Source organism: Ralstonia sp. 110700041-2, from assembly GCF_056280165.1.
On the sequence record NZ_JBSFAI010000001.1, the window covers coordinates 300934 to 323100 of the forward strand.

Sequence of the window (22167 nt, forward strand, 5' to 3'; positions counted from 1 at the left end):
CCCCAAACTCACCTCCGCATCAGAACCCGCCCGATTTGATCAACTGATTCAGCGCGCCAATGTTCAGGCTGCCCCAACCCGTCGGATAGTCCCAACCCTTGGCGGCGTTGTAACCGTAGCCCTGGTAGCCGTTGTTGCCCGAGACCACGTCATAGCGCAGCAGCGACGCGTTGGCCGGAATGCCGCTGTACAGGCGCGCCGCCGGAAAGCCCAGGTTGCCGTTCGCCGCCAGCAACCGTGCCCAGAAGCCGACAAAGATGGGCGATGCCAGGCTCGTGCCGCCAATCTGCTGCAGTTGCCCGTAGTTGTAGATGTAGGCACCGGTGCTTTGCGCTGCGTCAAACGACACATCGGGCAACAGCCGCGCATTCCCGCCCTGCCAGCTCGGCGCCGGCAGGATCTGGCTGATGCCGCCGCCCGTGGCCCAGAGCTTGCCGTTGCCGTCGAGGCCTTCGTTCCACACGGTCTCGCTGGCGAAGCTCGATCCGCTCGTATAGAGCGTGGTGCCGCCAATGGCCAGCACGTGCGGCGATGATGCCGGCCACGACACGCTGTAGTTGCCGCCGTCCCGATAGCCGCGGTTGTTGCACTCGTAGACGCCCTCGTCGCCGGAAGACACGGAGAACGTCTGCCCCTGCGCGGCGGCCGTGGTGAAGATGGCCTCTTCGGCATCGAGCGTGCCGTCGGCGCTGGCGTCGTTCTCGCACCAGCCGAGCGACACGTTGATGATCTTGGCCGTGTTGTCGGTCACCGCCTTGTTGAAAGCCTTGGTCAGGCCCGTGTTGCCCGGCGCATTCAGATCCGCCATGTAAAAGGCCAGCTTGCCGACCGCGCCGCCGGCCGCGCCCACGATGGATTGGCTGTCGAGGTTCCACTCGCCCTGGCCTTCCTGGTCATCGGTGTAGTTGCCGCTCGTGCCGTTGGTCTTGATCGTGTTGGTGGACACCGCGGCGTAGCCGTTGTTGCTCGTGAACGTGCGCAGGTCACGCAACGTTTGCGATACACCGCCGATGGTGATGACGCCCACGGTGGTGCCCGCCGCCGTCGGCACGCCGGTCGCGCCATACAGCGCTGGGAATTCCTTCGGGTAGTGGCCCGTCGCGGTGCCGGCCGCCAGCGTGCGCGCTTCGGCCACATCGCCCATACGCAGCAGCGGACGCGCACGCGCCACGTTCTGCAGGCCCAGTACCGAGCCCACGATACCGCCCAGCGCGCGAGGCACCTGCGCCTTGCCGCTGTTCGCAAACCCGCTGCGGCCGGCCAGCTGGTAATGCACCAGCGGCGTGTTGAACGCCGCCTTGACCGTGCCTGCCGTACCGCGCGCCGACACCAGCAGCCGGTTGGGCGCCACATCGATATCGATAAAGCCGTTCTGCCGCAGATAGCCCACCACGGCGTCCACCTGCGCCTGCGTGGGCGCGTGGTCGGCGAGGAACTGCTCGCTGGTCAGGTACCTGCGGTAGTGCGGGCTGCGCGGATCGTTCACATCGTGCGCGAGCGCCTTGAGCTGAGCCTCGTTGCGCAGCTTCAGGCTGATCAGCACGTCGGCGGTCTGACCGGGAGCGACCTCGTTGGCGGCGCCGCGCGCCATGAGTTGCGGGCCGGTCACGAAAGCCTTGGTGTGGGTGTCGACCCAATCGGTGGCGGCATGCAGCGGCCCGGCCGCGAGCACCAGCGGCCATGCATACGCCAGATGGCGGCACAGGATGGAGACGCGCTGCATGGGGAGAGCAGTACGGAGCATCGGATGTCCCTTTGAGGAGTACGACGTTGCAGAACCACGCCGCTTGTGACGACGTGGGCGTCGTTCACCGTAGCCAAGGCGCTCGCCTCTCAACAGTGCAAAAACAGTCAGTTGCACTTGGGGCGCGCTGCGTCTAACAACCCCTCGCCAAGCGGTTGCGCACGGCTGCGCTTGCCTTTATCGTGATGCGATCCGCCATTCGAACCCGCGCGCAGATGAGCGCCCAGCAAGCCACTTCCCCCGCCACCCCCGATACACCCACCGACCTGCGCGAACGCATTCGCGCGGCGCGTCCGTCGCTCTCTCCGGCTGAACGCCAGGTGGCCGACTGGGTGCTGCGCCAGCCCGGTACGGTGCTCAGCCTGCCGGTAGCGGCCATCGCGCGTGAGGCCGGCGTCAGCCAACCTACGGTGATCCGCTTCTGCCGCTCGATGGGCTGCCACGGCCTGTCGGATTTCAAGCTGCGGCTGGCGCAAGGCAACGTCGCCCGCGATACCGCGCCGGCCCGCGTCGCTCCCCCCTCGGGCATGCGCGTCCTGCAGAACGCCATCGATTCGCTCACCACGCTGCAGGGCCGCTTCGACCCGCACACGCTCGATGCGGCGGTGGCGCTGGTCGACAGCGCACATCGCATCGACCTATACGGCTTCGGCAGCTCGGGCGTGGTGGCGCTCGACGCGCAAACGAAATTCTTCCGCTACGGCATTCCCGCGAATGCGTATAGCGATCCGTATCTGGTGTCGATGTCGTTGAACGTGCTGCAGGCGGGCGACGTGGTGATCGCCATTTCCAAATCGGGCGCGTTGCCCGAACTGCAGACAGCGGTGGAGCGCGTGCGCGAACTCGGCGTGCGCGTGATTGCCGTGACAACGCCTGGCAGCCCGCTCGCGGCACTCGCCGATGTCGTGCTGCCCGCGGGCGTGGACGATGCCGTGGCCGACCGTTCGATGGTCGCGCGCCTGTTGCACCTGGCGCTACTCGATGCGCTGGTGCTGGAAGTGGCGCTGCGCAAGGGCAGCGCCCTCCAGCACGCGGATCAACCCGAGTAGCGCTGAAGCGGCGTCAGTGTCCCTGGGCCACGGCGTGGTCCATGGCAGCACAGAGGCCGATCAACCCCGGGTACGGTGAATGAATCACATACACCGGCATTGATGCCACATAGGCCGAGAAGCGGCCCTTGTCTTCAAAGCGCCGCCGGAACGGTGAGTTGGCAAACGCAGGCCCCAGACGCGGCACGATGCCGCCGCCGATGTACACGCCGCCGCGCGCGCCCAGCGTAACCGCCAGGTTGGCCGCGATGGTGCCGAGGAACGCGCAGAACGTATCGACGGCATAGCGGCAGCGTGCGTGGTCGCCGGCGTCGTCTTCCATCTCGCCGAGTGCGATGGCGGTGATGTCGGCGGCGCGGCGCAAGGTGGGGCCTTGCTGCCAGAGGTCGAAGCACGCACCCAGGGCCTCGTAGATCAGTTCCAGACCCATGCCGGAAATCAGCCGCTCGGCTGACACATGACCGAAGCGCTCACGTGCGAAGCGCCAGATCGCGGCTTCCTCGTCGTTCATCGGCGGAAAGGCGACATGACCGCCCTCGCCGGCCACGGCAATGTAGCGGCCTTCCGGCGTCGGCAGCAGCGATGCGACGCCCAACCCCGTGCCGGCGCCGAGCAGCGCACGCGGTGCATCGGCCAGGCTGGCACCCCCGCCCACCTGCTCCAGTTCGTCCGCAGGCAGATACGGCAACGCGTGCGCCAGCGCCGCGAAGTCGTTGAGCACGACGAAGGTGTCGAAGCCCAGCGACTGGCGCATCGCCTCGATCGAGAACGCCCAATCGCGATTGGTCATGCGGATCTGGTCGCCCAGCACCGGGTTGGCGATGCCGATCGCGGCATGGCGCACCCCAGCGGCTGCGATTTCCGGCGGCAACGATGCGAGGTACGCGCGCATGGCCGCTTCGAGCGACGGATAGTCGTCGCCAGCCAGCACGCCAATGTGGGCCAGGCGCATGGGCGCCATCTCGAGCGCAAAGCGCACGTTGGTGCCGCCCACGTCGGCCACCAGCCGCGGGTAGGCCAGCGTGTCGGCCACGGTGCCCGCGTTCACCTCATGTAGACCAATAGACATCGAGCGGCACCTCCCGCTGATGAATGACATAGCTCACCGGCAGCGCGCGCTGAGCCCCGCCTTGCGCGGCCTCGTCGAACACGCCGCGCTTGACCGGCCCCGAGATCGAGAGGAACAACCGCCGCGCCGCACACAGCGCAGACAGATTCAGGCTGATACGCCGATGCGGCGCAGCGCCCGGGCGCACCGGCAGATACGCCGGCGCCTGCGTGCGGTCGATGCCATCGTTCAATTCAGGCGCGTCGGGAAACAACGATGCCGTATGCCCATCGTCGCCCATGCCGAGAATCACTACGTCGGGTTGCTGAAACGGATCATTGGCAGTCGCCACACATGCATCCACGTCAACCGATTCGCCATGCACATGCGGTGACAACACGAGAGGAAAGAAACGCGCCGCCGCCGCCGCATCCTGCAACAGGTGCTCGCGAACGAGGCGCGCGTTGCTGTCGGCATGCCCGGGCGGCACGGCACGCTCGTCGACCAGCGTGATCGACACATCGGCCCAGCGCAGCGGCAACACGCGCAGCGCGGCAAACAGCGCGATGGGCGAACGCCCGCCCGAGACGGCCAGGCACACGCTGCCCTGTTCCTCGATCACATGCGTGAGCGTGTTGGCAATGGACGCGGCCAACGCCTGCACCTGCGCGGCGGCGTCCGGAACTGCGTGCCAGCGCATTGCCATTACATCTCCTCGTGCCAGGCGGCGTTGTCGCGCGAGAGCAGCGCGCTCGATGCCGCCGGCCCCCAGCTGCCCGCGGTGTAGCCCTTGGGCGGGATGCGTGCTTCGTTCCACGCTTCAATGATCGGTTCGACCCAGCGCCAGGCTTCGGCCTGTTCATCGCGGCGCACGAACAGACCCAGCTTGCCGTTGACAGCGTCCATCAGCAGACGCTCATACGCGCCAGCATGGCGCACTCCGCCGTGGTTGGTGAAGTCCAGGTCCAGCGTGGAGGGCTGCAAGCCCAGCGCCGCGCCCGGCGTCTTGGTCAGGAACTGCAGGCGGATGCTTTCTTCCGGCTGCAGACGGATGACGAGGCGATTCTCCGGAAACTGGATCAACGGCTTCGGAAACAGCGCATGCGGCACGTCATGAAAGCGCACCACGATCTCCGCCAGCCGCTGCGGCATGCGCTTGCCGGTGCGCAGGTAGAACGGCACGCCAGCCCAGCGCCAGTTGGCAATCTCGGCCTTGATGGCGACAAACGTTTCGGTACGGCTGTCGGGCGGAATACCCTGCTCATGCAGATAGCCCTGCACCGGCTGCCCCGCGATGGCACCTTCCTGGTACTGGCCGCGCACGGTCTTCTCGGGCACCTCTTGCAGCGGGATCGGCTTGAGCGCCTTGAGGATCTTCAGCTTTTCGTCGCGGATGGCATCTTGCGACAGGCTCGACGGTGGCTCCATGGCGACGATGCACAGCAGTTGCAGCAGGTGGTTCTGCACCATGTCGCGCAGCGCGCCGACGCCGTCGTAGAAATCGCCGCGCTTTTCCACGCCGAGCTGCTCGGCAATGGTGATCTGCACGTCCTTGATCCACTCGCGGCGCCACAGCGGCTCGAACAGCGCGTTGCCGAAGCGGATTGCCATCAGGTTCTGGACGGACTCTTTCCCGAGGTAGTGATCGATCCGGTAGATCTGGTCTTCGGCAAAGAACTCGGCCACGGCCGAGTTGATGCGCTCGTTCGACGCGAGATCAGTGCCCAGCGGCTTTTCCAGCACCAGCCGCACATTCGGCGTATTCAGCCCGACACGGGCAAGCTGCTTGCAGATATCGATGAAGAAGCCCGGCGCCGTGGCCAGGTAGCAGACCGTGACCGGGGCGCGGTCCTCGCCCAGCGCGGCGGCCAGTCCATCGAACTGCTCGGGTTTGCGGGCGTCCACCTGCTGATAAACGATGCGCTCAGCAAACGAGGCCCAGGCGTCGTCGGAGACGGGTGCACCGGAATACAGGCGCATGGTCGGGCGCGTTTCGCGCTCCAGCAGGGCGAGGTAGCCGGCTGTCTCCAGCGGCTGCGTGCCGATGGCGAAGATCCGCCCGCGCGGGTGCAGTTCGCCGCCCTGATGCGCATCGAACAAGGCAGGAATCAGCTTGCGGCGGGCAAGATCGCCCGTACCGCCGAACAACACCATGTCGAATGCGGGCACCGACATCGTCATCTCCTGTGTATGAGCCATTGATTAGGCTAGCCTAGCTGACTAGCGGGACAACACGTGCTTTAAGCTCATTTTGTAGTATTACTACATCGCGAGCAAGGCGTTCTTGAAACTGCCCGGGCAAGCGTTTCCCGCGAATCTTTTGCCCGGAAGCGTGGCCTTCCGCGTGGTTTCTGGCACGCAATTCGCGTGCTCGCCGGTATGACTGGCGCTGATCGGATACGGTACCTGTGGAAAACCCTGCACCACATTCGGCGCATTTGTAGGAAAATTACAGCATTCCGTCCCGCCCGGACCTACCCCCCAGGAGAACCCGCATGGCCCTGCACCGCACATTGGCCGCCGTCACCCAGCGCATCATCGACCGCAGCCGCGGCCCCCGCCAGGCCTATCTGGACGTCACCCGCAAGAATGCCGGCCGCAGGGTCGAGCGTACGCTGCTCTCGTGCACGAACCTCGCCCACGGTTTTGCGGCCATGCCAGGCGAAGCGAAGATCCGCCTGAAAGCGCTGGAGCGGCCGAACCTCGGCATCGTCTCGGCGTACAACGACATGCTGTCGGCGCATCAGCCGCTGGAGGCATTCCCTGCATGGCTCAAGCAGGCGGCGCTGGACGCCGGCGGCACCGCGCAGTTTGCCGGCGGCGTGCCGGCCATGTGTGATGGCGTCACGCAGGGGCAGGACGGGATGGAGCTGTCGCTGTTCTCGCGCGACACGATTGCCCTGTCGACGGCCGTGGCGCTGTCGCACCAGATGTTCGACGCGGCGCTGTACCTGGGCGTGTGCGACAAGATCGTGCCGGGGCTGGTGATCGGCGCGCTGTCGTTCGGCCACCTGCCCGCCGTGTTCGTGCCGGCCGGCCCCATGACCACCGGCATCAGCAACGATGAAAAAGCCCGTACGCGCCAGCTGTACGCAGAAGGCAAACTCTCGCGCGCCGACCTGCTGGAAGCCGAGTCCAAGTCGTACCACGGGGCCGGCACCTGCACGTTCTACGGCACGGCCAACTCCAATCAGATGCTGATGGAGGTGATGGGCCTGCACCTGCCGGGCACCGCGTTCATCAACCCGAACACGCCGCTGCGCGAGGCGCTCACGCGGGAATCGGCTCGCCAGGCGCTCAAGCTCGTCTTCAGCGGCGACCAATACACCCCCATTGCCGACGTGCTGGATGAGCGCGCCTTCGTCAACGGCATCGTCGGCCTGCTGGCCACCGGCGGCTCGACCAACCACACGCTGCACCTGGTTGCGATGGCGCGTGCGGCCGGCATCCTGCTCACGTGGGACGACTTCAACGATCTGTCGGGCGTGATTCCGCTGCTGGCACGGGTGTATCCGAACGGCAAGGCCGACGTGAACGAGTTCCAGGCCGCGGGGGGCCTCTCCATCGTCATTCGCGAACTGATCGACGCCGGCCTGCTGCACGACGACGTGACAACGATCATGGGCAAGGGCCTGCGCCGCCATGCGCAGGAGCCGTTCCTGGACGGTGAGAAACTCGTCTGGCGCGATGGCGCAGCTGCCTCGCTCGATACCAACATCGTGCGCGGCGTGGCCGAGCCGTTCTCGCCGGACGGCGGCCTGCGCGTGCTCGACGGCAACATCGGGCGCTCGGTCATCAAGGTGTCGGCGGTCAAGCCGGAGCATCGCTTTGTGGAAGCGCCGGCGCGCGTGTTCCTTGCCCAGGACGATCTGATCAACGCCTTCAAGGCCGGTGAACTCGAGCGCGATTTTGTGGCTGTGCTGCCGTACCAGGGCCCGGCCGCCAATGGCATGCCCGAACTGCACAAGCTCACGCCGACGCTGTCGGTGCTGCAGGAGCGCGGATTCAAGGTGGCGCTGGTGACGGACGGCCGCATGTCGGGCGCGTCGGGCAAGGTGCCGGCCGCCATTCACATCACGCCCGAAGCGCTCAACGGTGGGCCGCTGGCGCGCGTGCGCGATGGCGACATCGTCGTGCTGGATGCGGAAGCGGGCACGCTGCAAGTGCGCGTGCCGGAGGCTGAGTGGAATGCCCGCCAGGTCACCGCGCCGGATCTGTCGCACTACCACGCAGGCGTCGGGCGGGATTTGTTCTCGGGTTTCCGCCGCAATGTGTCGCCGGCGGAAGAAGGCGCCTGCACGTTGTTCGTCTCGGCGGGCGCATAAGCTGAAGCCAGACCGACCGGTCCAGGCCCATGCCTGGGCCGGTTGCCTCTACAGCATCGACTTGTCGATCGAGATGCCCAGCTCACCGGCCATCTGCTCGACAAGCGCCTGCAGCCGGGCCACCTTGTCGGCCAACTGCTTCTGCTCCGCTTTCAGCGCCTCGAACTCGGACGGCACGATCGACTCGTCAACGCCGCCGGCCTGCCGCATGTCGGCTTGCGCAACGTCGCCGCACAGCAGGTGCATCCAACGGCTTTCACGCTCCCCGGGCATACGCGACAGCTTCACGACGTAGGGCGGATCGTTCTCAGCCAGTTCCTCCAAAAATGCTTCAACGGATGAGATGTCGGCAAAGGCGTGGAACCGCGCCGCGTTCAGTCGCAGCTCGGCCGCGGTCTGCGGGCCGCGCAGCAGCAGCACGGTGAGCAGCGCGATGGACTGGCTCGGCACACCGAGCACGCGATTCATGTTGTGCTCGAAGCGCGGTACGCGGCTGCTGCTGCCCTCCATGACCAGGCTGAGCGATTTCAGCCCATCAATGGCCGTGAGGATCTCGGCTTCGGTGACGGACATGACAGGCGCACGTGCGGTTTTCTGATTGCAGCCGGCCGCCAGCGCGTTCAGCGTGAGCGGGTAGGTGTCGGGCACGGTGTGCTGCTTCTCGACCAGAACGCCCAGCACGCGTCCTTCAAGCGCGGTCAGGGTACGGATGGCGCGACGCTGTGGAGCCTCGGAATGGATGTTCATGATGGGACGGCGACGGATACGCTGCAGGTTGGAGCCAATCGGACCCCAGCATCATATCCGCCGCGCGCAGGCAGGCGGCCCTGCCAGCGTAACAACAACCGAAGCTCAGCCCTTGGCCGGACCGCGCACCAGCAACACCGGCGTGGTTGCCTGACGGATGAACTTCTCAGCCACGCTACCCAACATTACATGGGCCAACCCACGGCGGCCGTGCGTGCCGATCACCACCACATCGGCGCCGCTGCGCACCGCTTCGCCCTGCAGGGCGCCCGCCACATCCTCGCCCACGCTCTGCGTTTCCACCAGCACCGTTTCCTGCTGCAAACCGGCAGAGGTGAGCGTGGCGGCGGTGTCGGCCAGCAGCGCGGTGCCGGCCTGGATAAACGACTTGCGCAGCTCGGTCGGATCGTAATAGCCGACATCGAACAGCATGGCGGGGCTGTCGACGATATAGACGGCGCGGACGGTGCTCTGGAATGCCTTGGCCAGGCGCACGGCCTCGGCCAGGGCCAGCTTGCTGGTTTCGCTGCCATCAATGGCGACCAGGATCTTCTTGTACATGGTTCAAGCCTCGCAGGGGAGTGGTTGTCGGAATACTGTGCCGGGGCAGCAACATGGCCGCCCACGCACTATTCTGTGACATCCACGGCCCTTTTGCGTTGCGCCAGATCAGATGGCCGCGACCATGCGACGCAACAATGCACCACCTTCCACCCGCCCCTACGCCTGAGTTGATTGCCGCTTACCGCAGCGCGCGGTATCGCGTCAGCACGCCGGAAGGCGACGTGCTGCTGCGCGTCGACGCCATCAACCCATGCGTGGCGGCCTTGCTCGCGCAAGCCGACGCACCGTGGGCCGTCTTCGTGACGGCGCATCAGCCTTTCTCCCGCGCGGTATCTGCCGATGAAAACGCTGCGCGGCAGGCCGAGCTGCTTGCCTGGGCCATCGCGCGCGGCATGGCATGGCTGCCTGGCGAAGGCGGCCCGCCGGGGGATGCGCCTTCGAACACGTGGCCGCCCGAGCCGAGCCTGCTGCTGTTCATCGAAGACGAGGCCATCGCCGACACGCTGATGCTCACGTTCGAGCAGAACGCCGTCGTGCTGTGCGATGCGCATGGATTTTGTACCTTGCGTTGGCACCCGTATCTGCCAGACTGATTCTGCACAGGGCACTTGGCGCACAGCGCTTTGCGGCACCGCAAGTGGCGCTTCCGATTCCTAAGTGCTTGCGTAGATACATCAGCAGGAGGTTTGTATGGAACTGCACATGCAATCGCATCATTGGGAGCGCCGCATGCCAGACTGGCTCGCCGCCAGCGTGGCAGGCCTCGTGGGCGGGGCACTGGTCATCGTGCTCGAGTTCTTCTGGTCGACCATGGTGCTCAATGAAAGCCCCTGGCGCCCGACCCACAAGATCGCCGCCATGATCATGGGCCGGGGCGCACTGGAAGAGATGTCGTTGTTCAGCTACAGCATCGTGGGCACGGCGCTCGTGCTGCACTTCGTGCTGGGCGCCATCATGGGGATGATCCTCGGGGCCATCATCGCGCCGTTCCACTTCGATTCGAGCCCCGGCATGCTCGCGGCCGTCGGCGTGGCCTTCGGCATCGTGGCGTACGTGGTCAACTTCTACGGCATGACGGCGGTGTTTCCGTGGTTTGTTTCGGAGCGCGGCTCGGGGCCACTCCTGGCGAACCTGCTGTTTGGGGTGGTGACGGCCATCACCTACGGCATGCTGGAGCGGCGCGTGCGCGAACCCATGCACTGAACCATCGACCTTTTTCCTGCGGCGCCGCAAGCTGAGCGGGGCCATCAGGAAGCGGCCGCCTCTGGCAACACACGCCAGAGGCGGCCGTTTTACATTGCGGCGCAGCACACAGATGCCACATCGGCGCTATCCGTACGCGGGATGCGCCTCGTCCTTACGTTGCCTTGCACGATCCGGGTGCGCGACCTAGCCTGTCTTTAGCGTGTTGAGGGAGTCCCTCGCCGGAGGTGCCCATGGCCCTTGCGATTGCGCTCGTGCTGATCGTCGTGCTGGCGGTGGGGTTTCACTTTGCCAGCCCGTGGTGGATCACCCCCATCGCCTCCAACTGGGTGCGCATGGACGACACGCTGACGATCACCATCGTCATCACCGGCGTGCTGTTTGTCGCCATCAACCTCTTCGTCGTCGCGGCGCTTCTGCGCTATCGCCATCGCGATGGCCAGCCCAACCGGCGCGCCGCCTACGAGCCGCACAACAAGCGCCTGGAATGGTGGCTGATCGGCATCACCACCGTGGGTGTGGCAGCGCTGCTCGCGCCCGGCCTGTTCGTCTATGCCGATTATGTACGCCCCCCGCCAAACGCCCTGCAGATGGAAGTGCTCGGCCAGCAATGGCAATGGCGCTTCCGCTTTGCCGGCCCCGGCGGCAAACTCGGCACGACCGACGTGCGCTACATGAGCAACGACAACCCGTTCGGCATGAACCCGGCTGACCCGAACGGGCGCGACAACTACCTGATCGAAACACCCGAACTGCACCTGCCGATCAACCGCCCGATCCAAGTGCTGGCGCGCTCGCGCGATGTGCTGCACGACTTTTATGTGCCGCCGTTCCGCGCGCGCATGAACATGGTGCCGGGCATGATCACCACGTTCTGGTTCACACCCACCAAGGCAGGCCGCTACGACATCCTGTGCGCGCAGCTCTGCGGCATCGGGCATTCGAACATGCGCGGCGTGGTGGTCGTGGAAGACGAGGCATCGTTTGCACGCTGGCTGGCACAGCAGACCACCTTCGAGCAGAGCCAGAAAGCGAAAGTGCAGGCCGCCTCAGGTGTTGCCGGCGGCAGCGGCCAGGCATTGGCCGAGCAAGGCCAGACGCTCGCCCAGGCCAAGGGCTGCGTCGCCTGCCACTCGGTGAATGGCGGCCCTGGCGTCGGCCCGACATGGAAGGGTTTGTACGGCTCCACGCAGATCATGGCCGACGGCTCGACCGCCGTGGCCGATGAAGCCTATCTGCGTGCCTTCATCCGCGATCCGAAAGCGCGCGTGGTCAAGGGCTTCGCGCCGATCATGCCGATATTCGACCTGAGCGAGCAGGAAGTCTCGGCGCTCGTGGCCTACATCAAGGCGCAAGGTGGGCCGGCACCCGCCACAGCCGCAAAACCGTAGCGAGGAGGCACGATGTCCTACGGCAAGAATGACCACGGCGACCACAGCCACGCACCGCAGAGCTTCTGGACGCGCTATGTCTGGAGCCAGGACCACAAGGTCATCGCGGTGCAGTACTCGCTCACGGCCATCGCCATCGGGCTGGTCGGGCTTGTGCTGTCGAACCTGATGCGGCTGCAGCTGGGCTTTCCGGGCAAGTTCGACTTTATCGACGCCAACCACTACTACCAGTTCGTCACCATGCACGGAATGATCATGGTGATCTACCTGCTCACGGCGCTGTTCCTGGGCGGCTTCGGCAACTACCTGATCCCGCTGATGCTGGGCGCGCGCGACATGGTGTTTCCGTTTCTGAACATGCTCAGCTACTGGGTGTATCTGCTGGCCGTGCTGGTGCTGGTGGCGAGCTTTTTCGTACCAGGCGGGCCCACCGGTGCGGGCTGGACGTTGTATCCGCCGCAGGCGATCCTGCCGGGCACGCCGGGCACCGAATGGGGCATCGTGCTGATGCTGGTGTCGCTCGCGATCTTCATCGTGGCGGCCACCATGGGCGGGCTGAACTACGTGACCACCACGCTGCAGGCGCGCACGCGGGGCATGACGCTCATGCGCATGCCGCTCACGGTGTGGGGCATCTTTACGGCAACAGTGCTCGCGCTGCTGGCGTTTCCAGCGCTGTTCGTGTCGGCCATCATGATGCTGCTCGACAAGACGCTGGGCACCAGCTTCTTCGTGCCGGCGGTGGTGTCGATGGGGCAGCAGCTCAAGCACAGCGGCGGCAGCCCGCTGCTGTTCCAGCACCTGTTCTGGTTCTTCGGCCACCCCGAGGTCTACATCGTCGCGCTGCCCGCCTTCGGCATCGTGTCGGACCTCATCAGCACGCATGCGCGCAAGAACATCTTCGGCTACCGGATGATGGTGTGGGCCATCCTCATCATCGGTGTGCTGTCCTTTGTCGTCTGGGCTCACCACATGTTCGTGGCGGGCATGAACCCGTACTTCGGCTTCTTCTTTGCCACCACCACGCTGATCATCGCCATCCCGACCGCGCTCAAGGTCTACAACTGGGTGCTGACACTGTGGCGGGGCGACATCCACCTGACCGTACCGATGCTGTTCGCCATCGGCTTCATCAGCACGTTCGTGATCGGTGGGTTGACGGGGCTGTTCCTCGGCAACGTCAGCGTAGACATTCCGCTGTCCAACACGTACTTCGTGGTTGCGCATTTCCACATGGTGATGGGCGTCTCGCCGATCCTGGTGGTGTTTGGCGGGCTCTATCACTGGTATCCGAAGGTGACGGGCCGCATGCTGAACGACACGCTGGGGCGCGCGCATTTCTGGATCACCTTCATCGGCACGTACCTGATCTACTTCCCGATGCACTACCTGGGCGTGCTGGGCATGCCGCGCCGGTACTACGCGTATGAGGGTTACAGCTTCATCCCACCCTCCGCGCAGACGCTGAACACGTTCATCACCGTCATCGCCATCATCGTGGGGCTGGCGCAGCTGCTGTTCCTCTTCAACCTGGCGTGGAGCCTCGTGCGCGGCAGGAAGGCCGAGGCCAACCCGTGGCGGGCGACCACGCTCGAATGGCAGACGCCGCAGACACCGCCCGTGCACGGCAACTGGGGCCCGACGCTGCCCGTGGTTTATCGCTGGGCATACGAGTACAGCCCGCCCGGCCGTGCGGATGACTTCGTGCCGCAGAACGAACCGCCCACCGGCGCTCCCGACATGGGAGCGGAAACGGAAACGGCGCCGGCAACCTCCATCCTCCCCGCCAGCGGGGTGCGCACATGACGACCCTGCCCCGCCACTTCGCGCCCGATGCATCTCCTGCATTGCCGCACGCCGGGCGCATGGGCTTGCGCGTCTTCATGGCCGTGGTGACGGCGCTGTTCGCGCTGCTGATCCTGGCCTACGCCATGCGCATGCGCGAGCCGGACTGGATGCCCGTCCCGCACCCGGCACTGCTGTGGTGGAACACCGGCATGCTGGCGCTGGCCAGCGTGGCCATGGAACTGGCACGGCGCGCGATCGCCCGCCGCGCAATCTGGCTGCTGGCGGGTGGCGCGCTTGCCGCGCTGTTCGTGTTCGGCCAATGGGCAGCATGGCAGCAGCTGTCTGCCACCGGGCAAGGCGTGGCAGTCAACCCATCCAACAGTTTTCTGTATGTGTTCACCGGCCTGCATGCTGCGCATGTCATCGGTGGCCTTGTCGTCTGGGCGGTGACGGTCGCGCGCCTGCGCAAGAACGCCGATCGCACCCAACGTGCCGTTGCCCTCTGCGCGACGTACTGGCACTTCCTGCTGGCCGTGTGGCTCGTGCTGCTGGCCGCAATGTGGTGGATCACGCCCGCCTTCGTCAGCGCCATCTGCGGGCCGCTGTATGGAGCCACGCCATGAACAACTCCGCGCTTCCCACCGAACCGGCCACCTCTGCCGAAGGCTGGCCCGGCGTCGTCAACGACTGGTCGGGCGACCGCGAAACCTTCAGGGTGCCGTGGGGCAAGGCCATGATGTGGATCTTCCTGCTGTCGGACACCTTCGTCTTCAGCAGCTTCCTGATCGGCTACATGACGGTGCGCATGTCGACCACCGCGCCATGGCCCGACCCGTCCAAGGTGTTCGGGCTCTCGGTGGGCGGAGTGGAAGTGCCGCTCCTGCTGATCGCCATCATGACGTTCGTACTCATCAGCAGCAGCGGCACGATGGCCATGGCGGTGAACTTCGGCTACCGGCGTGAGGCAAAGCGGGCGGCGCTGCTCATGCTGGCGACCGCCATCCTGGGCGCGGCGTTCGTGTCGATGCAGGCGTTCGAGTGGACCAAGCTGATCGTGCACGAGGGCATCCGCCCGTGGGGCAACCCGCTGGGCGCAGCGCAGTTTGGCGCGTGCTTTTTCATGATCACCGGCTTCCACGGCTTTCACGTGACCTGCGGCGTGATCTACCTGTTGCTGGTTGCCCGCAAGATCCTGCAGCCGGGCTTTGCCGAACACGGCAACTTCCAGATCGTGGAGATCGCGGGCCTGTACTGGCACTTCGTCGATCTCGTCTGGGTGTTCATCTTTGCGTTGTTCTACCTGTGGTGAGGCCTGTCATGGACCACACGGAACCCTCTGCCCACGGGCAACAACACCCCATCGGCATCTACCTGAAGATCTGGGGCCTGTTGTTCGTGCTGAGCACGATGTCGTACCTGGTCGATTATTTCCACGTGCAGGGGCTGATGCGCTGGACGCTGATCATCGTGTTCATGATCGCCAAGGCCGGGCTGATCGTCTCCGTGTTCATGCACATGATGTGGGAGCGGCTGGCCCTGGTGTACGCGATCCTGCTGCCGCCGCTGGCGTTGCTGGTGCTGATGGTGTTGATGGCGGCGGAAGCGCATCACACCTTTGGGATGCGCGCCCTCTTTTTCCATTGAGCGCCGTTCAGCTCGCCATCAAGCAACGGCCGTCGCGTCCAGCGCCTGCGTGAAATCCGCCACCAGATCGGCCTCATCCTCAATGCCGACCGACACACGCACCAGCGAATCGGCGATACCCATCGACGCGCGGCGCTCGGCACCCATTTCCCAGTAGATGGTGGGGGCGACCGGAATCACCAGCGTGCGCGTGTCCCCCAGGTGCGTGGCGCGCACGGCGTAGCGCAGGTGGTCGAGCATGTCGACGTAGTCGGCGCCGTCCACCAGTTCGAAGCTCAGCAGGCCGCCGTAGTGGCGGAACAGCTCGGTGGCGCGGGCGTGCTGGGGGTGCTCCGGCAGGCCGGGGTAGTACACACGTGCCACCTTCGGGTGCGCGGCCAGCGTGCGGGCCAGCGCCAGCGCATTGCTGCAGGTGCGGTCGACGCGCAGGGCCATCGTTTCGGCACCCACGGCAATGCGATGCGCGGCATCGGCAATCAACGTCGCGCCCTGATCGCGCAGGCCCTTCTTGCGGATCTGCTGGATGCCCTGCATTTCCGGCTTGGCCTTGCGGTAGGCCGGATAGATGTTCGGATACGTCGCCCAGTCAAACAGGCCGGTATCCACCACCGCGCCGCCCAGCGCATTGCCGTGCCCGCCGATGTACTTGGACAGCGAATGCACCACCAGGCTCGCCTGCGCGTCGCGCGCGCGGAACAGCCACGGCGAGGTCATCGTGCTGTCGACCACGTAGATCAGGCCGCGTGCCTTGCAAACGTCGCCAATGCCCTTCAGATCCGCCACTTGCGTGCGGGGGTTGGCAATGGTTTCCACAAAGACGAGGCGCGTATTGGGCTGCACCGCGTCGGCCACCGCCTGGGCCGACGTGGCATCGACGAACGTCACCTCTAGGCCCAGGTTGCGCAGCGTTTCGAACACGCTGTTGGTGTTGCCGAACAGAAAGGCGCTGGAGACCACGTGGTCCCCCGCGCGCAGCATGGTCGAGAACACCGCCATGATGGCTGCCATGCCGGTGGCGAAGCACGCGGTGGCCACACCGGCTTCCATCATCGTGATCTTGGCTTCGAGTGCGGCCGTGGTCGGGTTGCCCTGGCGCGCGTAGGTGTAGCCGGGCTTGCCCTGGAACACGTCGATCAGCTCGCGCGTATCGGTATAACCGTACGTGGTGGACGTGTGCAGCGGCTTGTGGATGGCGTAGTGCTCGACGCCGGCTTCGCGGTCGGCGTGCAGAAGGGCGGTGGTCAGTCCGGTCATGGCAGGGGCAGCGGAAAGGCGGGAAAAGCTAGGAGGCGCTGGAAACAGCAGGAAAGTCACGCATTATCGCGCGATTCCGGGGCCACCTGGGGGCCAGAGCGCGGGCGGGCGTGGAACGTGGCTTGCGTCGCACCTCGCGTTGCAAGACCGACCGGATCCCAAGCCTGGTGACGAGCCCATCTCCTGCATCTTCCCCTCCTTCCCATCCTGCTGAGGCATCGAGCCTGCAGCAGCGGATCGTGGGCGCGTTGTGGCGCGCCATCTGGCGCTACCGCAAGCGCGTGCTGGTGGCCGTGGGGCTGCTGGTGCTGGCCAAGCTGTGTGCGGTGGGCGTGCCGATCGTGCTCAAGTGGATCGTCGACGGCTTTGGCGGTGCCACCCGGGCGCGCGTGTTTCCGGCCTTCCTGCTGCTGGCCTATGCCGTCCTGCGCTTTGGGGGCACGCTGTTCGGCGAGCTGCGCGACATGGTGTTCTCGCGCGTGTCGCAGCCCACGGTGGCGGGCTTCATGGCACAGGCGTTCGAACACCTGCACCAGCTCGGGCCGCGCTTTCATGCGAGCCGGCAGACGGGCGGGCTGATCCGCGATGTGGAGCGCGGCACCACCGGCATCGAGTTCCTGCTGGGTGTGGCGCTGTTCACGATCCTGCCGACCATGGTGGAGATCGGCTCCGTGCTGATCATCATGATGAGCCGCTACAGCGGGTGGTATCTCGTCACCATCCTGCTGACGTTTGCGGCCTACTGCACCGCCACCGTGCTGCTCACGCGCCGCCGCGTGCGCCTGCAGCGGCAGATGAACGAGTTCGACTCGCTGGCCGGCAGCCGGCTGCTCGACAGCATGCTCAACCACGATGCCGTGAAGGTGTACACCAGCGAGCGCTTCGAGGCCCACCGCTACCGCGACATCCTGCGCCAGCGCATCGAGACGGCGGTGGCCAACCAGCGCGCGTTGTCATTGCTGCACGTGTCGCAAAGCGGCGTCATTGCCGGCGGTGTAGCGACCGTCATGCTGCTGGCCGGGCAGGACGTGACGCGCGGCGTGCTGTCGGTGGGCGATCTCGTGCTGATCAACGCGTACATCATCCAGGTGTGCCTGCCGCTCAACGCGCTGGGCTTCATGTTCCGCGAGGCCAAAGACGCCGCCATCAATGCAGAGCGCCTGTTCCAACTGCTTGAGCAGCGCGCCGATGTCGTGGACCTGCCCAACGGCGCACCGCTGCGCGTGACGCAGGGCGAGGTGCAGTTCGACCACGTGGATTTCGGCTACGAGAACACGCGGCCCATCCTGCACGAGCTGTCGCTGCACATTCCTGCGGGCCACACGGTGGCGGTGGTGGGCGGCAGCGGCTCGGGCAAGTCGACGCTGGCGCGGCTGCTGCTGCGCTTCTACGACCCGTGGGCGGGGCGCGTGTCCATCGACGGGCAAGACCTGCGCGTGGTCACGCAGGACAGCGTGCGGCGCGCGATCGGCATCGTCCCGCAAGACACGATCCTCTTCAACGACACCATCGCCTACAACATCGCCTACGGGCGCGAAGGCGCGACGATGGCCGAGGTGATCGAGGCGGCGCGCGCGGCCTATGTGCACGACTTCATCGCCGCGTTGCCCGAGGGCTACCAGACCATGGTGGGCGAGCGCGGGCTCAAACTGTCGGGCGGTGAAAAGCAGCGCATTGCCATTGCGCGGGCGCTGCTGAAGAACCCGTCGATCCTGATCTTTGACGAGGCGACCTCCGCCCTGGATACACGCTCCGAACGCGCCATCCAGCGCGAGCTGGATCGGCTCTCGGCACATCGCACGACGCTGGTGATTGCGCACCGGCTCTCCACGGTGGTGGACGCGCACGAAATCGTCGTGCTGGAAAAGGGCCGCATTGTCGAGCGCGGCCGCCATACCGACCTGCTGGCCACCAACGGTGTCTACGCCCAACTCTGGACGCTGCAGCGTCAGCAGTCCGACCTGGAACAGGCCCAGCACCGGCTTGCACAGCAGCCGATCAACCTGGTGGCGCTGGTGGTGAGCGTGCTCGACGGCCTGCGCGAGGGCATCGATGCACGCCGCATCACCGTGTATTCCGTCATCCGCTCGGAAACGCCGAGCATTACGGGCGACCCGAGCCGCCTGCAGGGCATCGTGGGTGACGTGCTGAGCCACGCCGTGCTGGCCAGCCACCCGGGCAGCCGCATCGAGATCGTGCTGGAGCGCGTGGAAGGCATGGCGCAATTGCGCGTGACCGACACGATTGCCATACCGGCTGCGGCAGCTGCTGCCATTCCCACCGCCTCGCACACACCCGCCGAGATGGAGCCCGACGCCGCCCTGTCGGCTTTTGGGCCGTCGGCAACCCCGCCGGCGCCCGCACCGTTCGACGTGCTGGACCCGGTGGAACCGCTCGCGCCGCTGCGGCAAGAGCCGCGCGCGTTCGACCCTGTGCTGGCGGCGACCGCACAGGACACGGCCGCCACGCCTGCAGCCACGCTTGACCCGTTGTGGATTCGCTCGGTTGTGGAGCAGCACGGCGGGCGCTTTGCCGTCGTGCCGCTGCCCCACGGTGAGGGCACCACGTATGTGATGGACTTCCCGATCCGCGCCGTGGCGCCGCTTGCGGCCGCGCCGGGCGAGGCCATGCCCATCGCCGCGCCGCTGGCGCCACGGGGCGAGCGCACCGCGCTGCCGCCGCCGGATGCGCTGTCCGGTGCGCACGTGCTCATCGTCGATGACCAGGAAGACGCCTGCGAGATGCTCCAGTTGCTGCTTGAAGACTACGGCGCCACCGTCACCGCCTACGGCACGGCGAAGGCCACGCTGGCGGCGTTACGCGCGGCGCCCGGCAACTCGTGGCCCGATGTGCTCGTCTCCGACATTGCGCTGGGCGACGACGAAGACGGCTACGCGCTGCTGCGCAACGTGCGCCTGCTGGAGAGCGAACGCGACATGCCGCTCGATGCCCGCCTGCCTGCGGTTGCGCTCTCCGGCTATGACCGCCCGGAAGACCGCACGCGCGCCCTGCTGGCAGGCTTCCAGCTGCACCTGGCCAAGCCGACCGAGCACGGCGAGCTGGTCACCGCCATCCTCAGCGTCATTCGTGCACGGCGTGCGCCGGCGCATGAATCCCACGCATCCGTGTCCTTCCAATCAGCCCAGGAGTCTCCATAAGCATGCTGGCCGATTTCGATCCTTCCGCCTCAACCCAGCAACTGCAGGAACCGCAGACACCGCAGAAACAACCGCAGCAGACCACGTCGTACTTTGCCGGCGCCGACGCTGTGCGCCGCGCGGTGGAAATGGCACTGCCGCTCATCACGCAGGCGATGACGCGTCCACAGGAAGTGGGCGACAGCGGCTTCCTGCACATCGTGGTGATGGACCCGGCACGCTCGCCTGCGGAGTGTGCCTTCGACGAGGCCATCCTCTACGAATACTCGGTGGGCGACCGCGCGCAATGGGATGCGGACTACGCCGCCTATGCGCGCGCCAAGGCACGGCTGGCCTGGCGGCACGGCATGAGCACACATGCGCTGCACGCGTTGCGCCCGCACGTGCTGCGTGCAGGCGACACCAACCTGTGGGGCAGCGCCGTGCTCGACGGCATCGTGGTAGGCGTGAGCGGCGCGCTGCCGTTCTATGACGAAGCCTTTGCACATGTGGTGGCGGCATGCCTGCGCGCCATCGCCAAACAGGCCGCTGTCGCCACGGGCGGCACGCTGCGGCTCGCCTGACCTGCCCCACTCTTCATGCGCGGCGCGTCAGGCGTGATGCCGTCGCCGCGCCGTTTCTCCTTGCGCTCCACGTAAAAATTGCGCGGTCGCTTCGGCTGCGGCCTGCACCTGTCGCGTGACGCCATGGCGGCCCGCCGCGTGCACGGGTCACGCGCGACGTTCGCATCAACCTCCCGCAAACGCTTGTCCGGACAAGCGAGAGACGCTTCCCCGCATCGGCTCCGCACGCACCAGCGCGAAGCCCCGCCGCACAAGGTTGCACGCCATGGCACGCCGGCTGCTGTAGGTCTTCGCACGTGGCTTCCGAACACCTCACCACACAGGCCGCGGCCATAAGAGGAGAAACGACATGCGCATCGCCATGGTCAGTGAACACGCATCGCCACTTGCCGACCTGGGCGGTGTCGACTGCGGCGGACAGAACGTCTACGTGCGCCATGTCGCGCGCCAGCTTGCACGGCTGGGCCATCGTGTCGATGTCTTCACGCGCCGCGAGCGTCCGTGGGACCCGGAGGTGGTGCCGTTCGATAGCGGCTGCCGTGTCGTCCACGTGCCGGCCGGGCCGGCTGCCGTGCTGCCCAAGGAAGCGCTGCTGCCCCACATGCATGCCTTTGGCCGCCACCTGCTGAACCACTGCGCGCGCGCCCAGGCCAGCGGTGACGCCTACAACGTCATCCATGCCAACTTCTTCATGTCGGGCCTGGCATCGCTGGCGGCGTCCACGCGGTTGAACCTGCCGCTGGTCATGACCTTCCACGCGCTGGGCCGCGTGCGCCGGTTGCATCAGGGCAGCGCCGATGGTTTTCCCGATGCGCGATTCGCGATCGAAGAGACGCTGGTACAGCGTGCCGACCGCGTCATCGCGGAATGCCAGAAGGATCAGGCCGACCTGGAAACGCTCTACCGCGCCCGCCCTGAGCAGATCGACGTGGTGCCGTGCGGCTTTGACGCCGGAGAATTTGCGCCCATCGACCGCGCGCAAGCGCGACGCCGCCTGGGCGTGCCAGCCGATGCGTTTGTCGTGCTGCAACTGGGCCGCATGGTGGCGCGCAAGGGCGTGGACAACGTCATCGAGGCCATCGGTGAGCTGCCGGCCGACGCGCGCAAGCGCGTGCGCCTGTACGTGGTGGGCGGCAACACCGTCGTGCCGGACGTGGCCGCCACACCTGAGCTCGGCCGCCTGCAAGCCATTGCCGAGCGCGCCGGGGTGCACGCGCAGACGACCTTTGTCGGCAAGCGCGGCCGCGCCGATCTGCGCACCTGGTACAGCGCCTGTGATGTGTTCGTCAGCACGCCGTGGTACGAGCCGTTCGGCATCACGCCGGTGGAGGCCATGGCGTGCGGGCGCGCGGTGATCGGTGCGGACGTGGGCGGGATCCGCTCGACCGTGCGGCATGAGCGCACCGGCTTCCTCGTCCCGCCAAAAGACCCGCAAGCGCTGGCCGCACGGCTGCTGCAACTGATCCAGCAGCCCGAGCTGTGCCGCGAGCTGGGGCAGGCCGGGCTGGTGCGCGCCCGCATGCTCTACACGTGGCTGGGCGTGGCGGGGCAACTCGAGCGTGCGTACCTCAAGGCCATCGACAGCCACGCGCGCGCCGTGGGCCGCATGACCGATGCCGCGCCCAGCGCCAACGCTGCGGCGCTGGCGGGGCTCGCAGCCTGACCGGATTTCTTCCCACCCTTCCCTCT

At 66.3% G+C, this 22167-nt stretch carries 19 protein-coding genes; 12 read left to right on the forward strand and 7 right to left on the reverse strand.

What is annotated here, in order from left to right; all coding sequences use genetic code 11:
• Positions 1-19: 19 nt before the first annotated feature.
• Complete coding sequence (locus ACUXH0_RS01415; RefSeq protein WP_259393649.1) at positions 20-1744, reverse strand: S53 family peptidase; 1725 nt, start codon at positions 1742-1744, stop codon at positions 20-22.
• A 215-nt stretch (positions 1745-1959) separates the two neighbouring features.
• Here ACUXH0_RS01415 and ACUXH0_RS01420 point away from each other — a divergent pair, with 215 nt between their 5' ends.
• Positions 1960-2793: a MurR/RpiR family transcriptional regulator gene (locus tag ACUXH0_RS01420; RefSeq protein WP_004632656.1), complete on the forward strand. Its 834-nt coding sequence runs from the start codon at positions 1960-1962 to the stop codon at positions 2791-2793.
• 13 nt (positions 2794-2806) lie between these two features.
• Here ACUXH0_RS01420 and ACUXH0_RS01425 read toward each other — a convergent pair whose 3' ends face one another.
• Genes ACUXH0_RS01425 through zwf form a run of 3 tightly spaced genes read right to left on the reverse strand, consistent with a single transcriptional unit; the run spans position 2807 to position 6016 of the window.
• On the reverse strand, positions 2807-3862 hold the full coding sequence (locus tag ACUXH0_RS01425; RefSeq protein WP_024974348.1) for a glucokinase: 1056 nt from the start codon (positions 3860-3862) through the stop codon (positions 2807-2809).
• The gene (pgl, locus tag ACUXH0_RS01430) at positions 3843-4547 is read right to left on the reverse strand and encodes a 6-phosphogluconolactonase (protein WP_004632653.1); all 705 of its coding nucleotides are present in this window, start codon (positions 4545-4547) and stop codon (positions 3843-3845) included. Before pgl ends, ACUXH0_RS01425 begins: the two co-directional genes overlap by 20 nt.
• Positions 4547-6016 (reverse strand): glucose-6-phosphate dehydrogenase, encoded by a 1470-nt coding sequence (gene zwf, locus ACUXH0_RS01435; protein WP_004632651.1) that lies wholly within the window; start codon positions 6014-6016, stop codon positions 4547-4549. Before zwf ends, pgl begins: the two co-directional genes overlap by 1 nt.
• Positions 6017-6336: 320 nt before the next feature.
• On the opposite strand from zwf, the gene edd reads away from it, so the two are divergent.
• Positions 6337-8166 (forward strand): phosphogluconate dehydratase, encoded by a 1830-nt coding sequence (edd, locus tag ACUXH0_RS01440; RefSeq protein ID WP_004632649.1) that lies wholly within the window; start codon positions 6337-6339, stop codon positions 8164-8166.
• Between the two features lie 48 nt (positions 8167-8214).
• On the opposite strand, the gene ACUXH0_RS01445 is transcribed toward edd, so the two are convergent.
• Together ACUXH0_RS01445 and ACUXH0_RS01450 are read right to left on the reverse strand one after the other, a co-directional pair.
• Positions 8215-8913, reverse strand: a complete 699-nt coding sequence (locus tag ACUXH0_RS01445; protein ID WP_024542632.1) for a YceH family protein — start codon at positions 8911-8913, stop codon at positions 8215-8217.
• Between the two features lie 105 nt (positions 8914-9018).
• Complete coding sequence (locus ACUXH0_RS01450) at positions 9019-9474, reverse strand: universal stress protein (protein WP_004632644.1); 456 nt, start codon at positions 9472-9474, stop codon at positions 9019-9021.
• A gap of 137 nt (positions 9475-9611) precedes the next feature.
• Between ACUXH0_RS01450 and ACUXH0_RS01455 the strand changes: the two genes are divergently transcribed.
• The 7 genes from ACUXH0_RS01455 (at position 9612) to ACUXH0_RS01485 (ending at position 15503) form a co-directional block, all read left to right on the forward strand.
• Positions 9612-10070, forward strand: coding sequence for a DUF3293 domain-containing protein (locus tag ACUXH0_RS01455; protein ID WP_024542631.1), 459 nt, complete (start codon positions 9612-9614; stop codon positions 10068-10070).
• 97 nt (positions 10071-10167) lie between these two features.
• The gene (locus ACUXH0_RS01460; RefSeq protein WP_004632638.1) at positions 10168-10680 is read left to right on the forward strand and encodes a hypothetical protein; all 513 of its coding nucleotides are present in this window, start codon (positions 10168-10170) and stop codon (positions 10678-10680) included.
• A 233-nt stretch (positions 10681-10913) separates the two neighbouring features.
• The gene (locus tag ACUXH0_RS01465; RefSeq protein ID WP_028866784.1) at positions 10914-12071 is read left to right on the forward strand and encodes a cytochrome c oxidase subunit II; all 1158 of its coding nucleotides are present in this window, start codon (positions 10914-10916) and stop codon (positions 12069-12071) included.
• Between the two features lie 12 nt (positions 12072-12083).
• Positions 12084-13877 carry a cytochrome c oxidase subunit I gene (ctaD, locus tag ACUXH0_RS01470; RefSeq protein ID WP_028866783.1) on the forward strand — a complete coding sequence of 598 codons (1794 nt, stop codon included), beginning with the start codon at positions 12084-12086 and terminating at the stop codon, positions 13875-13877.
• Positions 13874-14482 (forward strand): cytochrome c oxidase subunit 3, encoded by a 609-nt coding sequence (locus ACUXH0_RS01475; RefSeq protein ID WP_028866782.1) that lies wholly within the window; start codon positions 13874-13876, stop codon positions 14480-14482. The genes ctaD and ACUXH0_RS01475 overlap by 4 nt, the downstream gene beginning before the upstream one ends.
• Complete coding sequence (locus ACUXH0_RS01480) at positions 14479-15168, forward strand: heme-copper oxidase subunit III family protein (RefSeq protein WP_028866781.1); 690 nt, start codon at positions 14479-14481, stop codon at positions 15166-15168. The genes ACUXH0_RS01475 and ACUXH0_RS01480 overlap by 4 nt, the downstream gene beginning before the upstream one ends.
• A gap of 8 nt (positions 15169-15176) precedes the next feature.
• Complete coding sequence (locus tag ACUXH0_RS01485) at positions 15177-15503, forward strand: cytochrome C oxidase subunit IV family protein (protein WP_024974354.1); 327 nt, start codon at positions 15177-15179, stop codon at positions 15501-15503.
• Positions 15504-15521: 18 nt separating this feature from the next.
• Here ACUXH0_RS01485 and ACUXH0_RS01490 read toward each other — a convergent pair whose 3' ends face one another.
• Positions 15522-16757 (reverse strand): cystathionine gamma-synthase family protein, encoded by a 1236-nt coding sequence (locus ACUXH0_RS01490; protein WP_182593584.1) that lies wholly within the window; start codon positions 16755-16757, stop codon positions 15522-15524.
• Between the two features lie 239 nt (positions 16758-16996).
• Between ACUXH0_RS01490 and ACUXH0_RS01495 the strand changes: the two genes are divergently transcribed.
• From ACUXH0_RS01495 to ACUXH0_RS01505, 3 genes are all read left to right on the forward strand, one after another.
• Entirely contained in the window at positions 16997-19915 is a 2919-nt protein-coding gene (locus ACUXH0_RS01495) for an ATP-binding cassette domain-containing protein (RefSeq protein ID WP_182593583.1), read from the forward strand.
• A gap of 2 nt (positions 19916-19917) precedes the next feature.
• Entirely contained in the window at positions 19918-20478 is a 561-nt protein-coding gene (locus tag ACUXH0_RS01500; protein WP_220485353.1) for a hypothetical protein, read from the forward strand.
• Between the two features lie 349 nt (positions 20479-20827).
• A complete protein-coding gene (locus ACUXH0_RS01505; RefSeq protein ID WP_182593582.1) occupies positions 20828-22141 on the forward strand; it encodes a glycosyltransferase in 1314 nt (437 codons plus the stop codon).
• Positions 22142-22167: the final 26 nt, after the last annotated feature.